Source organism: Shewanella cutis (genome assembly GCF_022410515.1).
In the GTDB taxonomy this organism is placed as follows: domain Bacteria; phylum Pseudomonadota; class Gammaproteobacteria; order Enterobacterales; family Shewanellaceae; genus Shewanella; species Shewanella cutis.
This window is the reverse complement of sequence record NZ_JACSDI010000003.1, coordinates 246027-263215: the sequence shown is the minus strand read 5'-3', so window position 1 is coordinate 263215 and position 17189 is coordinate 246027. Positions and strand designations below refer to the sequence as shown.

Here is a 17189-nt window from a genome sequence, read left to right as displayed (position 1 = left end):
TGCTAACCCCTTGGATAAACTCATGACTCACTCCTTGGCAATCGCAATACGCCCTCGGTAAACACCTGCATATTGTGCAGTGCTAAACGTTGCAAATCAGTTTCTTGGGTGGTTAAAAGACCAAACTGGCGAATTAACACGGGCGGCGCGATAAGTGGAAACACCATTAAACTGACAAAACTCAGGCGTACCAAATTGGGATCGAGCCCTTCCTTTAATAGGCCTGCGTTGACTAATGTCGATTCAAGCCACTGGCGTGAGAGGGATAACACTTGCTCAAACACCGACAACATGATCCGATAGGCTTCAGTGCCATCGCCTTCTTGCAACACGCGAATAATCAACCTCGGTAACCCTGGATTGGGCGCCATTACCCGATAGTAGGTTTGCATCAATTCACCAATCGTATTCGGAGCCTGAGTCGTTGAGATTTCGCCTAAACGCGTGAGAACAGGCGCGAGGGTTTCCCGCACCATTTGCTCAAATAATCCCGCCTTAGAGCCAAAATAATAGCGGATAAGCGCGGCATCCACTTCGGCCTTTCGAGCGATTTCTCTTGTAGAAACAGTTTGATAACTTCGTTCACTGAAAAGAATGACTACGGCGGTGATCAGCCGTTGCCGCGCATCAGAATTGCCTTTGGGGCGACCCGCAGCCTGTAAGTGTTCGAGTTGAGCAGTAAAGGGGATTACACCTCTAGGGCGAGTCGGAGTGAGCGGCATAACAAGCTCCAGCAGAATTCTTCTACTGATGAATATACTGAAAAGCTGTTTGAAAAGGCAGCAGTTAAATTCCTCATTTTGATTCAAATTGAGGAATTTAACCTAAATACTTAAACCCGAGGTTTAAAGCTTAAGTTCATCACTTTAGTTTATTGCTTAAGCGCGTCATGCCCCTTTAACGATAGTACTTAAGCGCTCAATAAATTGCTGCGCCGCCTCAATGGAATCAAAACTAAAGGCCAATCCATAGTGGGTTTCGTTAAGGCTTTTATGTAAGCGTTTGGGAAATCGCGTCATTTCCGCACTGTGGTAATAGTCATACTTAGCATGCACGCCAGCTAAGGAGGTAAATTCACCCGAAAATATCTCAAACGCCGGGCGAATAATCAGTTGCGGCGTTTTGCCCTCCATATGCAGATAAAAGGCTTCCTTCGTGCCTGGCAACATATATTCGGTAATGCTCTTCACCGAAAAATTACTGCGGCAATTTAGATCGGTTAAACAGCGGCTCATTTCCTGTTGTGTGATGGCCAAAGGCGCCTCCCTATAAGTGTGAAAACACGATCGAACGCTCAAGAGTTCGAAACGTTAACGTAAAATTCATTTTTGAGCCATGCCTGCTAATTCAAACGGCAAAATACGCCATACGTTTTATTAGCAGTTACTGATCAATCAATTAGCTTTCATTTAGACCATATTAAAACAAAGTCAAAAGATTGTCGCTATGTCATTAAATTATATGATGAATTTTTACTTGCCAGCCAAAAATGTTGCGGCTAGGTTAATAAGCCAGAGTAAGAGTCTACCCTGCCTGCCATAGCAAGGTCACTCAGCTTGTAAACTTTTACTCCCAGTGGTTTTACTGCGCAGCATTCCTTAAAACCAGCATAAAATTGCCTTGCACCAGAGTGCAACTTAACGTTAATCGGCACAGACACCGGATTAACGTTCACGATTGCAATGCATTGTAAGGCCGCGCTCAATCACTAAGAGATGAGAAACGCCCATGAAGATAAAAACCACCTTAATGCTCTTGGGTCTGTTAGCTGTCAGCCCCGTTGTGTTTGCCGCAACAGGTATTGCCTTTGTCCACGGAACCGGAAAACAAACCAATGCCTTAGCCGACTATTGGACATCGGAGTTTGTAAATTCGGTGCGCCAAGGGATCCCCGTCCCCAATAACTACACCGTGATTAACTGCGACTTTGACCAATATATGTGGGAAGAAACCGCTGCGGGTTGCCTCGCCACTCAGCTCAATAGCTTTATCCAAGCAAAAAATATTGATGATTTAATCCTGTTAACCCATTCCAATGGCGGTAATGTGGTGCGCTGGATTTTATCCAACCCCACATGGGACAGCCGTTATCCTGCGGTGATTAACGCCACCTCCAGAGTCATCGCCCTCGCGCCATCGAGTGGCGGCACGCCGCTGGCCGATGCAGTCAATCAAGGCAATGTATTCGAAACCACCCTAGGCTGGCTCTTAGGTTATGGCAGTAATGCAGTCAAACAGCAACAAGTCGGCTGGATGGCAAACTACAACAACACATGGCTCTTTGGCACCGCCGGTCGCCCGAGTTTAGGTAAACCCTTTGAAGTGGTTGTCGGCTCGGATGTGGATTCCGCCATTTGGGACAGCGACAGTTACTGTGCAGGCTATCAATATCAGGTCGCTCTCGAGACTACCCAAAACTGGCTCGATAGCTGCTCCGACGGCTTCTTAAATTGCAGCTCCCAAAAAGCCGCAGGCACAGTCTGGTTTACCGATAAACAAAAAACTCGGGGCCAAGAGCCGCTTAGCCATCAGCAAAGTCGCCGTGCTTGCTTTAATTTAGACACGCTGATCCGCAATCATATTTAAGGAGCCCACTATGCCACCTTTTACATTTCGCAACCTAAGCAAACTTGTCAGCCTCATTATCTTAGGTGGCTTGCTCACGGCCTGTCAGGATGAATCGACTACGCCTGAGCCGCAAAAAGAAGCCAGCCCACTGTATGCCAAGGGCGTAACCTTATCAGCGCCAACAGATAGCGACATAGTCGATACCCATATCGCCTCGCCAACCCTCGCGCCGATTAATACCAGTACCGATTATGTCAGCTTTATCACCCCACTTTATGGTGAATATCACGCCAGCACGCCCGCACTCGAGCAAGCAAGCCAAAGTGATGAATATTGGCTCAATGTCACCGGCGCTGAGCTTAATGCCGGCGTGCAGCTTAACTTAAGCCAAGCAGGCAGTTTAGTGCGGATTGCGCCCCGTGGTGATGTTAGTAGTGGTGCCTTAATGCATGCCGAGGCGGTCGCCCCCGAGCGAGTGCAAATTCAGCGGATGGGTCAAACGCCGCAGGGCAAAAACGCCAACAGCCCACAAGCGACTGAATCTTTGGTTAAATCGCTGGTGAGCGCCGACGCCTTAGCCAGCGCAGGACTCGCCGATGACTCCAGCGCGCTACAAATGTCAGAAAAGGCCACAGCCGGAGAATATCGCCTGCAAGTCAGCCAGACCTTGGTCGCTAAGGCCAACTATTTGGTCAACGTGAAGGAAAAAGGCTCGCCCTATCAACTGAGCATCAAGGCGCCCAGCGCGATTGCGGCTGATGCCCAAACGGTTGGGATAAAACTCAATTTAAGCCAAAGCAATAATCAATTTGCACCTCAGGCCAAACTCAAACAAGCCGATGGCACAGAGCAAGCGCTGACCATGGTGAAACAGGGGGATGAATGGCAGGCTTTAGTGCCCGCAGACTTGCCCCTTGCCAGCAGCAATGCCGGGCTGAGTGAAATCGAAGTCACAGTCCAGACTCAGGTTGATGGCCGCCCAGTGCAGCGCACGGTGAAAACCGCCTTTAAGTCCTATGTGAACTCGGCCAGTATCAAGCCCGAAGTATTGACCATCTGGGACAAAGGCGTGCCGAATCAAGTCAACTTTGAGCTAACTGTCGCCGAGGCGGGACGCTTTGGCCTTAGTGGCGTGCTAACGGGCACCAATGCCGAGGGCCAAAAAGTGGCGATCATGCGCACCCAAGCGGCGACTTGGTTAACGCCCGAATCCCCCAAACTTAAGCTGATGTTTGACCCCAAACTTATCCAAGCATCCGGTCTGCAACCACCCTTTGAACTCAACGAGCTAGAGCTGCAAGACCAAGGGCAAATGGCACGGTTAAGTTTTCAGGCCAACGCACTGGTGCTTACGCGCTAACTCAATTTAACCCATTTCTCCCTTCCCAACCGCTTTGAGTGCCCACCTTGGGCACTCTTTTTTTTTACCCGTCATCCGAGTTAATGCAGCCGAGCCAAGCGTTTACCCTAGCGAAAGTACAATTATCGCGCAATCCCCCAACCCTGTGACAACACATGGGTCTCAGTACAAAATGCTGTCACAATTTCAAGATAAAATTTACATTGATTATAAAAGCTTACTGCTTTTAAATAACAAATAGTCTAGGCATAATGCCAATGTTTTGAGGCAAAACCCCATCGCAAAATATGCAAATGGAATATAAAAATAACAATGGCTAACGGCACCGCGATCCCCCCGCCTTAGTCGATGCTCAAGCAATGGAAATCCTATGAGTGACAGCACATTTTTTTTTGGTGAATGGCAAGTCAATCCCAGCGCCAACAGCCTGCTCCTTGGTAAACAAGTTAAACAACTTGAACCTAAGGCGATGGATGTATTGTTGTTTCTCTGCCAAAACGCCGGTGAAGTAGTCAGCAGCGACGAAATTGTCAGCCATTGCTGGCCGGGGGTAGATACCGGTGATAACCCGCTGCACAAGATTATCAACCAGTTACGTCGTGCTCTTGGCGATAGCGCCACCGAATCCCGTTACATTGAGACCATTCGCAAACGTGGCTATCGCACCTTAGCCGAGGTTCGCTTTCCCGTCGGCCACGAGGCCAGCGCCACGCCACAGACTTGGCAAGGCGGCTCGCCGTTTCCGGGCCTGCAAGCCTACAGCGCCAACTATGCCGACGTGTTCTTCGGCCGCAGCGAGCAAATTAGCACGCTGTTAAATCGCATTAGCCAACAAATCCAGTTTGGCCGAGCCTTCTGCTTAATTTTGGGCCCCAGTGGTAGCGGTAAATCCTCCTTAATCAATGCTGGTGTATTGCCTAACCTTATGGCCGCCAATGGCTTTAATGGTGTTGGAGTTGTGGCCTACAGCAGCCTCGATTTTGCCGATGTCAGCAAAGGACAACTGCTCACCGATCTGGCCAGTGCCATGCTCGACTGGGAGCTAAACGACACCCCAGTATTTGAGGGAATGAGCGCCGATACGCTTGCCGCCAAGCTTGAGCAAGATCCGCAGAGCATTATCGAAATATGTAAACAAAGCCTTAAGAATCACACCTATGCTACACCTCGCTTTGCCTTATTTATCGACCGATTAGAAGTCTTATTATCATCGCCGCTGTTTAGCGACGCCGAGCGCAGCGCTTTTATCGAGCTATTAGAGCGCCTTGCCACTTCCCATGCGGTGTTAATTTTAAGTGCTTGTCGTAACGACTTTTATCCGTTGCTGGTCAATTACCCCAGCCTGATGGCGGGCAAAGCGCGCGGCGCCCATTTCGACTTAGCGCCGCCCACTCGCACCGAGCTGTTGCAGATGATCCGCCTGCCAGCCGTTGCCGCCAATTTAACTTGGGAAATCGATAACGACACCGCCATGCCGCTCGATGAAATGCTCTGTAGCGATGCTGCCAGCAACCCAGACGCGCTGCCTATGCTGCAATACACCTTGCAGGCGCTGTATTTACAACGCAACGACGATGACAAACTATTGGTCTCTGTTTATCGCACCTTGGGCGGTATCGAAGGCGCTATCGGTAAAAATGCCGAGCAGGCCATCTCCCATTTAAGCGATGCCGAAAAGGCCAGTCTGCCGCGGATTTTATCCCTGTTAGTCACCCTGCGCGAGGATGAAAAGTCCATCACCAGCCGCACCGCCCGCTGGTCGCAGTTGCAAAGCACGGCCGAAACCGCCCTAGTGCAAGCCATGGTCGATAGCCGCTTATTTGTGTCCCACCTGCAAAATGGTGAGCCCTGTTTTAGCATTGCCCACGAAGCCCTGCTGCGCCGCTGGCCAAGGGCAACCGCTTGGATTAGCGAACATAACGACAGCCTCAGTATTAAAAGCCGACTACAGCATTTATCCCAGCGCTGGCTAAGCGAAGCCAAACACAGCGCCTACTTATTGGCCGAGGGTAAACCCTTAAAAGAGGCACAAAGCCTTAGGCAAAACCCCTTATTTGACTTAGACGAGCGGGAAACCGACTTTATTGCCGCCTCCAGCAAACACGCCACAATCCTATGCTGGACGAGGCGCATCACAGTCGCCCTGCTGTGCGTACTCACCTTAACCTCGGTCATTATGAGCGTTCGCAGTATAGAAGCCGAAAAACTTGCCCAGCAAAAACGCCTCGCCGCCGAAGATCTGCTCGGGTTTATGGTGGGTGACTTCGCCGATAAGATGCGCGGCATCGGCCGGATGGACTTACTCGACGGGATCAGCAATAAGGCATTGGAATATTTCACGGATTTCTCCAGCCAAGACGATGAGAAGTACTTAAGCTTCGACGCCCGCTTCCAGCATGGACAAACTTTAGAGGCCATGGGCGAAGTCGCCTATTCACGCAATAAAATCGATGAAGCCCGCAGCGCCCTACTCGCCGCGCAGGAAAAAATGCTGCCGCTGCTTAAGTTGCAGCCAGAAAACTTAGCCCTGCTAAAAACCTTAGGCGCCAATGCCTTCTGGTTGGGTCAGCTTAAATATGATGTCAGTGATTGGGCCGCCACACGCCCCTATTTCGAGCAGTATTTAGCCTATAGCCAAACCATGTATACCCTAGCGCCTGAGGATAAAGATGCGCTGATGGAGCTGTCCTATGCCCATAACTCGCTGGGTTCTGTTTCCATGAACCAACAGGAATTTGCTAACGCGCAGCAAGATTTTGAGGAATCATTAAGGCTTAAATTGCTCGCCTTGGCAAAAGCACCAGAGGATAGTCAACTGATTGCGGATGTAGCCGATACCCGATCTTGGTTAGCCAGCGCAGCTGTATCACAAGGAGATATAAATACGGCTATCCAAATCCATGAGGAAATACAAAAAACCTTGGCAACCAAAAATCTTGAAAAACAACCTTATTTGCTCGATAGGCTCACAGGAAGTTATCAAAACATCGCCACACTTTTAAGTCATCAAGGTCGCCTAACAGAAGCGTTGAATAAAGCCTCTTTGGGACTTGCTACTATTGAGTTTGCATTTAAACAAGACCCTGAAAATGAGCGTTGGAAAAGATTAAAATATTATTCTTATTCACAACTTCTTGAATTAAGCACAAGTAAAAGCCAATATTTGGAAATTGAAAAATCAACTAACATCAATTTTGATGACAAATCTTTATTGGTCAAGTCCTTAACATACAAAGATATCTCTGCAAAAATCTTCTTATCCGAAGCAAAACTCATGCTAAATATTGGGAACTTAAATGAGAGTCTGCAACATGCAAAATTAGCAACCGAATCATATAGAGAATTAGTAAACGATTTTAATCAAGAAATCACCTACATAGCAAACCTTGCTATAAGTGAGTTACTACAAGCTAGTATCTATAAAAAACTTGGCCAATCACCTTACAGCATCGAGTTATGTAAAAAGGTAAAACAACAAATAAAGCCTTTTACTGAAAAAAACAAAGACCCAATATTTATGATTTCCTATGCAAAATCGCTAGATTGTTTAGGGGAACTTGATACACATAAAGAACTTATTCTTTTTTTAGAAAAAAAAGATATTAAAAATATTCGATTCTAACCACAGAAGGAAAATAAACATGACGGCACCACAAGGCTTTGCACAATTTATTAAAGTGAATGTCACCCTAGAAAATGGAGAACCTGTATTTATCTATACCGATGCAAACGGTCAGCAGTGCCCAGGTGATGTCACCATCACTCAAGCGGGTACTGTAACTTACCTACTCAATGACCAAACCGGTAAAGGGCTAAAATTTGTCGGTGTAGGTTTTGTGACCCCGTTCGATGAAATTGTTGATGCAGTCACCATCAGCAGCGATGGTATGTTAGTGCAATTCGTTGACCTCGATAGAACCCCTGGTACCACTAAGTTCCAATTTGTATTAAGTAATACAACAAATACCTTACTTGTGTTAAGCCCAGATCCGCAAGTTATCAATCATCCTAAAAACTGAGGTCTACAGCCTAATTCGCTAAGATAGCTTGGGACAGCTAACCCTGTCCCTTTTTACTAGCCCAACAATCATACTTAAATACATAAAACCAATTGAATTTAAATGGAATTATAATGAAAAACACTCTGATAACACTAGCTCTAATCACCGCATCCTTAACCGCTCAAGCCGCGACTCAAGTTGAAATCGACCAAGCCCTTGCACCAGTGAAAACCCCTGCCGATTTACAGCAACTGCTCAATGCACCGTCACCACTGGACGCCTTAGCAGGTAACTTACCGCTATTCCTCGACAGCATCACTGGGCTTGCACAGGGCCAAAATATCAGTTTTGATAAACAGTTACTCTCTGCCCCCTTGACCGCCACCGAGGTCTATCACATTTTGGCCTTGTTTGGCCAGCAAACACACATCGACCAATAAAAATAAGTGGGGACAGCCATATCTTTTTGTGCTTTGTCCCCTCTTCTACTAGTCTTTAGATTATCTTCACCTTGTCTGTTTGGAGCGAGTGATGACCTCGGCCAGAAGAATGCTTATCGATGCCAATACAACCCCCTTCTATCATGTGATAAATCGCTGTGTCAGAAGGGCTTTTTTGTGTGGTGAGGACAAACTCTCAGGGCGCAGTTATGAGCATCGACGTGGTTGGATTGTCGATAAAATCAAAGCATTATCCACCATCTTTTGTATCGACATTTGCGCCTATGCGGTGATGAGCAATCACTATCATTTAGTGCTTAAAATAGATGTCGACAAGGCTAAATCGTTAACGCCAAAAGACATTATCAGTCGCTGGTATCAAATCACCAAAGGCCATGCCATTGCAACTAAGTATATGAATGGTGATGCATTAATCGAAGGAGAACACATGTTGCTCGATGCATTAATTGCCGAGTGGCAAGAGCGATTGAGTAGTATCTCTTGGTTTATGCGCTGCCTAAATGAAGAGATTGCCCGTAAAGCCAATCGAGAAGATGAGTGCAAAGGCGCCTTCTGGGAAGGTCGTTTTAAATCCCAAGCTTTGCTAGATGAGCAAGCCTTACTAGCCTGCATGATGTATGTCGATTTAAATCCTATTCGAGCTGGCATTGCCAACTCTTTGCAATCCTCTGATTTTACATCGATTCAAGAACGCCTGAATGCACTTTCCCCTAACAGCCTTACACCACTGTCAACCCAACCCCCTGTAGATAACACTCAACCATTACCTCATAAATCCCTTGCAAAATTTGATGGTGCAACACATCTCCATCAGCAAACGGGTATCCCCTTCCATTTTGCCGATTATCTTGAGCTTATCGATTGGACTGGCCGCGCGATTCGCCATGATAAAAAGGGCTTTATCGATAACCTACGACCTAAGTTGCTTAATGAGTTAGGGATTGAATCCGATGCCTGGTTACTTTCAGCCAAGGAGTTTCGTCGCCAGTATAGTGGTGTAAGCGGTCGATGGGATGCGATGTGCGCATTTAAGCACAAGCAAGGCGGTAAATGGTGTCGAGGAAAATCCCATAGCCAAGCACTACATCCCGAGCAAATTAATGGACTTACACTGCTTTAAATTGCCCCAACAACAAATATTCGACTCAATCTTGAGGCTTCAGATTAGGGGCTGTTTAGCCCAAATTTTGCGAGATGAAAGCAAGCACCCAGCCAACCAGGCTCCTAATCGCAGATAAAACGACTCAGAAGGTAAAATTTAAAACATTTAAAATCAATAAATTATACCAGAAGGTAAGCAGAAGGTATCTTTTCTTCCACCAGAATAAAGTCATCCTCAGAAAAGCGCCTAGCGCAGATGATTAAAGTTCACGGAGAAAGATAACAATGACAAACTCACCGAAACTGGTACGCCAACAACCCGCCTTATCCATTGTCGATGATACTGCATTGCCCACAACTCAGCATGCAAAGAGTGCCGAGCTACCGCTGAACTTTTTCGAGCATTCTTCCCTCGAGACCATTGAACTCTTTATTCAACATTTAACCGAGCCGTTAATCTTAGTAAGTGCCAACGGCTTCATCCGTTCGTGCAACCAACGCAGTACCGAGCTGCTCGATTGCCCACAAGCGACTTTAAAGGGCCAAGATTGGCGCAATTTTTTGACCGAACATCATCAAGCGCGCTATGACAATCTCCTGAGCCACGATGTGCAACTAGGCACCAACTGTGGTCAACCCGTGCAGCACCCTGCGCAGGAAACCACACTGATCTGCGCCTCTGGTAAGGCCAAAGATGTTGAATTGTCTATCTCTTATATTCCCAGCCATGAACCTGTGTTTGTGATGGTGATGCACGATTTAACTCACCATAAAGCAGAAAACCAAAAACTGCGTAAATTGGCCGCCACCGACTCCCTCACCCAACTGGCAAACCGTCGCTATTTTGATGAAATGCTGCAACAGCACTGGGAAGAATGCACCGCCAAACTACGCCCCATCAGCGTAGTCATTATCGATGTGGATTATTTTAAGGTGTTTAATGATCAGTTTGGTCATATCCAAGGTGATGAATGCCTTAGAAAAATTGCCAAAGTGATCGCCACCATTGTGCCTATCGAAATCGGTCTTGCAGCCCGTTATGGCGGCGAAGAATTTGCACTGATCCTGCCTAATCACAATGCCAAAATGGCGCTGACCATAGCGCAAAAAATCCAGCAAGGGATTAATAATATTCGCTTTACCGACCAAGGGCTCAGGGATTATGTCTCTATAAGTGCTAGCCAAGGGATTGCCAGTGAAGTCAATGGCCAGTTCCGAACTTCACTCGCCATGGTGTGCGCCGCTGATACCGCGCTTTATCGCGCCAAAGCCGATGGTCGTGACCGGATAAATACCTCGCTATAGGCCTTTTATCGCACAGGACAGAATTTAAGAAAATGGAATAAAACAAGGATGTTACCAATGAAACCGCCCCAAATGACTCAAGCACTATTAAGCACTCAACCTACGGAGTTGACTCAAAAGACTGCACATAAACATAATTTGGTAAAAACCTTAGTGCAGGATGCAGGAACACTAAATGTATTTACCTTTCAAGCTTGGGTCAAAACACATCAAGGCGGTGTAGTCTTTCAATATTATAGTCAAACAAATAACACTGGCTTTATAATTAATATCAATGCCCTCGGTCATATCGAAACCCTAGTAAATAGCCAACTGTTACAGATTGAAACCATTTCAACTCTAGGCAATTTAAATGATGGCTATTGGCATTTATTATCCATCACCTACCAATATCATGAATTAACCTGTTATATCGATGGTGAAGAAATTCATCTACAGCAACATTCAATACCACTAAGCGACTATAGAAAATTAAAGCTTACGAATGAGACATCAACGTTATTCGACGGTGAAATAGTTAATATCAACCTTATTGAACAGTGCTTAACCAAACATCAAATTTTAGATTATTATTTACAACCACAACACCAAATAACGCTGACTGATAACAACCTTTATATTTACCCCAAAAATCAAATTAAACCAAGTACCAGTTTTCATCCTGACTGTTCAACAAGACAAGAGGTCATGCTGGTTATTTTTAACGACACTGACTATAACTTTAATAAGCAGAACTTAAACACTAACAACTTTAAAAAACAGTTACCCCATACTATTCCCGCCCATGAACGTTGCGCCTATATTATTGAGTCCAATTTTGGCCACTGGCCACACTTTATTTACCAGGCTAATTATCATTCAGAAGAAAGTACCGACATTACCCTTAGCTTTGATATTTTAAAATCCCTCACGCCCAATCGCTCACACATTAAGCTACAACTAAGTAATGAGCTTGAATTTGATTGTTTTATAAGCCAATCAACATCCAGCCGACTCACAGCTGAAATTCGAATCAGTGAGAATGTAGTTACCCGTCAAGTCACACATTTTATGCGTTTTATTAACGAGGTACGCAGCCACATTCCCAGCGAAAATATCATTACCGATGGCCAATACTACGCCGAGCAAGATTTTTGGGTGAGTACGGGCCAACAGATGCTGGCTTACGAAAAAGCCTGCCAACTTTTTAATCGCCGCTTGCAAAAAAAACCACTCGCGATAATTAAATGCCGCAGCCGCCAAGACATTAAAATCGTTTATAAAACAGCGGTTGACTATCACCTTGCCATTAGCGTGCGCTCCGGCGGCCATGATCACGAAGGCGAAAGCGGCGAAACCAATAGCATAGTGCTCGATCTCGAATTGATGAATGACATCGAACTCGACCCCATCAGCGGTATTGTGGCCGTAGAGCCCGGCTGCACAATAGGAAGATTAACCAGCTATCTCGCCCAAAAAGGCTTAATGTTGCCCCATAGTACTAGCGCTTCCCATGCGTTGGCAGGCTTTATTATGGGAGGTGGTTGGGGGCCTTGGTGTCGCAAATACGGCATGTGCTGCGAAGGTTTAGTCCAAGCAGAAATTGTCTTAGGCGTTGGTGAAACCCAAGTTGTATCGGCGGCTAATAAACCCGAATTGCTCTGGGCATTAAAAGGTGGAGGCGGTTTAAGTTACGGTATTGTCACCCGTTTTTTTGTACAAACCTTTGCTCTCCCCCCAAGCCTGCTCAAATTCGAACTAGAATGGAATCCCTATCTTCAGGACAGCCAACAACTGCAGCAAACCACCCCGACCTTAGGATTATTGGAACGTTGGGAGCAGATTATTCTGGCGGATAATTTGCCTTGCTTACTGGGCACTAATCTTAAAATTCAGGCCAAATCCGCGATAGTCGAAGAGCAAAAACGCCCCTTAGCGAGCAGTGTTACAGAAACTGAAGATCCGATGTTTGCCAAGCATAACTGCATTATGTATGGCTATTGGGAAGGAAATCCCGCCAGCCTTGCGCACTTTATCAAAACCCAATTTAGCGACGTCAGTTTAAAGCCAAGCAGAGTACAAATTGATGCCATGGGCGGCTTAACGCAAGCCTATGGCGATGAATTAATGGAAAGCTGGAATCGCGAAACCATTCAGGATTTGCAACCCATCTTGAACCATAGAATGACGGAACTGATTAACGATAAGGATATACAACTCTACAAAAACCAGCGCCAACACGCACAGGATCTGCTTCGTCCTGCGCCCCATAAGGTGACATCACGCTTTGCCCATTCACAGGGATTAAAACAAGGGCATATTGCATTGATTGAAAGCCTAACCTCATCACAACTGATTGAGGATAATCGGCAATTAGGTTTATTTACCTATGTTACCTTAAGCGCGATTACTGGCGACTTTTACCGCAAACTAAGTGATAGCCAAAAAACTCAAAGTGCATTTGCCTTTAAAGACCACGCCTATATTGTTCAGTATCAGGCATGGTGGAACAACGAACTACAAGAACAAGTGCTGATGCAGGCCAACCCTGTTTATACCCGGGTAAACAGAGCACTTGATTGGATTGACAGCTGCCGCGATGCCACTATTGCCAACAGCTCAGGCGCCTTTATTAATTTTAAAGATAATACCATCCCTACCGCCCGTTATTTTGGGAAAAACTATCCATTGTTACAGCAGGTAAAGGCCAGCTATTGCCAAGATCCGTTAAATCATTTCCGCTCGCGTAAGTCGATTATTTAGCAGGCGGTTGAACTTGCTAGCGCAGTCAAGTTATCAATCTTTGCGCGATAGGCTCTGCAACCATCGTTGGTACCCCATGCCTGCAAAGTGCTTACAATAGCACTCGATAAGGCTGAGTTTTTAAGGCAAACTCAACCCCTTAATCGTTGAATTATCGGTATTAAAAGGTGATACATGACCCCGCCACCGACACTGGCCATAGTGCTTGCTCTGCTGGCAGCAAGCTTGATGGGCACCATTGGCGTATTCGCACGTTTTGCCGCCCTGCCTGCTGAACATATCACCTTTTATCGGCTATTACTGGGTGCGCTGTTTTTAACCGCATATATGCTGTTAACAGGTAAAAGAGACCAGATCCGCCATAGGCCCAGTAAACGCACCTTGATTAATGGTGCTATGCTCGCGGGATTTATGGCTTTTTATATCGAGGCCATTGAATACACCCAAATGGCAACCGTGATCATGATTATCTACCTTGCGCCTGTGGTAACGTCACTCTTTGCCCACTTTGTTTTTAATGAAAGGCTCAACCGATTCAGTATCGTCAGTGTGGTCCTTGCCTTAATAGGCTTTATATTAATGTTGCCAGTCACATCGAGCCAGTCGCTATATGATTCTGAAATATTGGGATATTTTTATTCGTTTCTTGCGCTCATCACTTATAGTGGCTTTATCTTAATCAACCGAAAACCCAGCGCGGCCTCGCCCTACCAAAGCACCCTAGTCCAGTTAAGTGTTGGCGCGTTATGTTTACTTCCCTTAATGTTAACGACGCCATTAGTACCAAGCCTTAATCAGTTGACTTGGCTGCTAGCGATTGGATTTTTGCCGGGATTTTTAGCGATTTTATTTGCAGTAAAAGCCCTAAACCAACTGCCCTCGGTAACCTATGGCACACTATCCTATGTGGAACCTGTTGTGGTGGTCGTGCTGGCGTGGTGGCTGTTTAGTGAAGCCTTAACTACACAGCAATTGATGGGCGTGGCGCTAATTATACTTGCAGGCATAGCTCAGGGGTGGCAGAGTCAACGTAAAGCGCTAAAAAGTACAAAAGAAACATTGGTTTGCCCTCATGACTAAAAGATAGACTCAATCAGTTGCATAGGAGCATCACTTGAAAAAACTACTCTTAATGATCAGTGTGTTAGTCCTTACTGGCTGCCTAGGCATGCCCAACTACGTCGAACCCGTTAAGGATTTTGAACTCGACCGCTATTTAGGCAAATGGTACGAGATTGCGAGGCTTGACCACTCCTTCGAGCGCGGATTAACCCAAGTCACCGCCGAATACAGCCTTAAGCCCGATGGTGGTGTTAAAGTGATTAATCGGGGCTACTCCACAGCTAAACAGGAATGGAAAGAGGCTGAAGGTAAAGCCTATTTTGTGAATGGAGAGAACGAAGCTTACTTAAAAGTCTCCTTCTTTGGGCCATTTTATGGCGCCTATGTGGTGTTTGGACTCGACCAGCAAAATTACCAATACGCCTTTATCTCGGGGCCGGATACGGATTATTTATGGTTATTGGCAAGAACCCCAACGGTATCCCCCGAGGTAATTCAGCAATTTGTCGAGATGGCGAGCGCCCGCGGTTTTGATACCAACAGCTTGATTTATGTCGATCAAAAAACCGAGGTGACGCCATAACTGCTCATCCAAGCGCAAACACTCAAGGGCAATACTCAAGCTAAAAGCCAGCAACAAAAACGCCGCTCAATTTGAGCGGCGTTTTATTCAAACAGGGTTTGTAAACACGTAAGGCAATTTAATACTTAAAGTAACTGATTAGCCTTCGATGCCCTTGCTAGCAAGGAACTCATCGTAGGTGCCCTTGAAGTCATTCACACCATTTGGCGTGATTTCAAGGATACGGTTTGCCAGTGACGATACGAATGCACGGTCGTGACTCACAAACAACAGCGTGCCTTCGTATTTTTCCAGCGCGTTGTTTAAGGATTCGATCGATTCCATGTCCATGTGGTTGGTCGGTTCGTCGAGCATCAGGATATTTGGCTTTTGCATAATGAGCTTGCCAAATAACATACGGCCCTTTTCACCACCCGACAGCACCTTTACAGACTTTTTAATATCGTCGGCGCTAAACAGCATACGGCCTAAAATACCACGCACCGCTTGGTCATCATCTTCAGGTTTACGCCATTGGCTCATCCACTCGAAGAGGGTCATATCGTTTTCAAAATCAGACTCATGATCCTGCGCGTAGTAACCGATATTGCTGTTTTCAGACCATTGGATATGGCCTTCATCCTGTGGAATATCATGGATTAAAGTACGCAGTAACGTGGTTTTACCTACACCGTTCTCACCGAGGATAGCGATACGCTCGCCCACTTCGACAATTAGGTTTAAGTCTTTAAACAGGGGGGTGTCGTAACCTTTAGCCAAATTCTCAACCACTAAAGCGTTACGGAACAGTTTCTTTTCCTGATCGAAACGAATGAAGGGGTTAACACGGCTAGAGGCTTTAACCTCATCCAGCTTGATCTTATCGATTTGACGCGCACGAGAAGTTGCTTGTTTTGCCTTAGAGGCGTTGGCAGAGAAGCGCGCCACGAAGGTTTGCAGCTCAGAGATTTGTGCTTTCTTCTTGGCGTTATCGGCCAGCAGACGCTCACGGGCCTGAGTCGCAGCTTGCATATATTCGTCGTAGTTACCAGGGTAAACACGCAGTTCACCGTAGTCTAAGTCCGCCATATGGGTACAGACTGAGTTTAAGAAGTAACGGTCGTGCGAAATGATGATCATGGTGCTGTCGCGTTGGTTCAAGACGTCCTGTAACCAACGGATGGTGTCGATGTCCAAGTTGTTGGTGGGTTCGTCGAGCAGCAGTACATCAGGGTCCGAGAACAGGGCTTGCGCCAATAACACCCGCAGTTTTAAACCTGGAGCAATTTCAGACATTAGACCGAAATGGCTTTCGATACCGATACCCACACCAAGTAGCAGTTCACCAGCGCGAGATTCGGCGGTGTAACCATCCATTTCAGCAAATTCCATTTCAAGGTTTGCCACGGCAATGCCGTCTTCTTCGCTCATCTCTGGCAAAGAATAGATACGGTCACGCTCTTGCTTGACCTTCCACAGCTCACGGTGGCCCATGATCACTGTGTCAATCAGCGTGTATTCCTCGTAACCGAATTGGTTCTGGCTCAACTTACCCAGACGCTCATTGACGTCTAAAGATACGTTACCGCTGCTCGGCTCTAGATCACCGCAAAGGATCTTCATGAAGGTTGATTTACCGCAGCCGTTCGCACCGATAAGACCGTAACGGTTACCGCCGCCAAATTTAACTGAGATGTTTTCAAACAGTGGCTTAGCGCCAAACTGCATGGTGATATTCGCTGTAGTGATCAAAATGAACTTCCAAATCGAGTTAGGTTGGCCGGACGTCTGGCAGGGCAACTAAGTATAAACCTATTTGCTAAAACCGAGGTGTCCAACCTGAGGGGGCAAAAATAAACGTTGCACTATAGCAGTTTGGGCTAAATTATCAACTAAAAAGGCCCGGTTAGCTGCGAATGCTTAAGCTGTTCTGACACATTTTACCCAAGGATAACTGTTTATTTAACCTGCATTTTTGCAAGTAAGACTCAAGATAATCCCATTGGATGACAACCAAATGAACCCCA

13 protein-coding genes are annotated in these 17189 nt (G+C 46.3%); 10 read left to right on the top strand and 3 right to left on the bottom strand.

The features are described 5' to 3' along the window. Nucleotides 1–20: 20 nt before the first annotated feature. Both H9J30_RS07840 and H9J30_RS07835 read right to left on the bottom strand, forming a co-directional pair. The gene (locus H9J30_RS07840; RefSeq protein ID WP_240130506.1) at nt 21–722 is read right to left on the bottom strand and encodes a TetR/AcrR family transcriptional regulator; all 702 of its coding nucleotides are present in this window, start codon (nt 720–722) and stop codon (nt 21–23) included. A 165-nt stretch (nt 723–887) separates the two neighbouring features. Next, nucleotides 888–1235: a hypothetical protein gene (locus H9J30_RS07835; protein ID WP_240130632.1), complete on the bottom strand. Its 348-nt coding sequence runs from the start codon at nt 1233–1235 to the stop codon at nt 888–890. A gap of 493 nt (nt 1236–1728) precedes the next feature. Between H9J30_RS07835 and H9J30_RS07830 the strand changes: the two genes are divergently transcribed. From H9J30_RS07830 to H9J30_RS07785, 10 genes are all read left to right on the top strand, one after another. Next, nucleotides 1729–2586 (top strand): lipase family protein, encoded by an 858-nt coding sequence (locus H9J30_RS07830; protein ID WP_240130505.1) that lies wholly within the window; start codon nt 1729–1731, stop codon nt 2584–2586. 10 nt (nt 2587–2596) lie between these two features. Beyond that, nucleotides 2597–3928, top strand: coding sequence for a DUF4785 domain-containing protein (locus H9J30_RS07825; RefSeq protein ID WP_240130504.1), 1332 nt, complete (start codon nt 2597–2599; stop codon nt 3926–3928). Nucleotides 3929–4298: 370 nt separating this feature from the next. Continuing rightward, on the top strand, nt 4299–7550 hold the full coding sequence (locus H9J30_RS07820) for an nSTAND1 domain-containing NTPase (RefSeq protein WP_240130503.1): 3252 nt from the start codon (nt 4299–4301) through the stop codon (nt 7548–7550). A gap of 19 nt (nt 7551–7569) precedes the next feature. Further along, nucleotides 7570–7947 (top strand): DP-EP family protein, encoded by a 378-nt coding sequence (locus H9J30_RS07815; protein WP_240130502.1) that lies wholly within the window; start codon nt 7570–7572, stop codon nt 7945–7947. Between the two features lie 113 nt (nt 7948–8060). After that, entirely contained in the window at nt 8061–8369 is a 309-nt protein-coding gene (locus H9J30_RS07810; protein ID WP_240130501.1) for a hypothetical protein, read from the top strand. A 91-nt stretch (nt 8370–8460) separates the two neighbouring features. Continuing rightward, nucleotides 8461–9510: a transposase gene (locus tag H9J30_RS07805; RefSeq protein WP_240130500.1), complete on the top strand. Its 1050-nt coding sequence runs from the start codon at nt 8461–8463 to the stop codon at nt 9508–9510. 266 nt (nt 9511–9776) lie between these two features. Next, on the top strand, nt 9777–10796 hold the full coding sequence (locus H9J30_RS07800) for a sensor domain-containing diguanylate cyclase (protein ID WP_240130499.1): 1020 nt from the start codon (nt 9777–9779) through the stop codon (nt 10794–10796). A gap of 57 nt (nt 10797–10853) precedes the next feature. Further along, complete coding sequence (locus tag H9J30_RS07795; RefSeq protein WP_240130498.1) at nt 10854–13538, top strand: FAD-binding protein; 2685 nt, start codon at nt 10854–10856, stop codon at nt 13536–13538. Between the two features lie 174 nt (nt 13539–13712). Then, nucleotides 13713–14618 (top strand): DMT family transporter, encoded by a 906-nt coding sequence (locus H9J30_RS07790; RefSeq protein ID WP_240130497.1) that lies wholly within the window; start codon nt 13713–13715, stop codon nt 14616–14618. A gap of 34 nt (nt 14619–14652) precedes the next feature. Then, a complete protein-coding gene (locus H9J30_RS07785) occupies nt 14653–15183 on the top strand; it encodes a lipocalin family protein (protein ID WP_240130496.1) in 531 nt (176 codons plus the stop codon). 138 nt (nt 15184–15321) lie between these two features. Here H9J30_RS07785 and H9J30_RS07780 read toward each other — a convergent pair whose 3' ends face one another. Next, nucleotides 15322–16914 (bottom strand): ABC-F family ATPase, encoded by a 1593-nt coding sequence (locus H9J30_RS07780; protein ID WP_011071838.1) that lies wholly within the window; start codon nt 16912–16914, stop codon nt 15322–15324. Between the last annotated feature and the right edge of the window lie 275 nt (nt 16915–17189).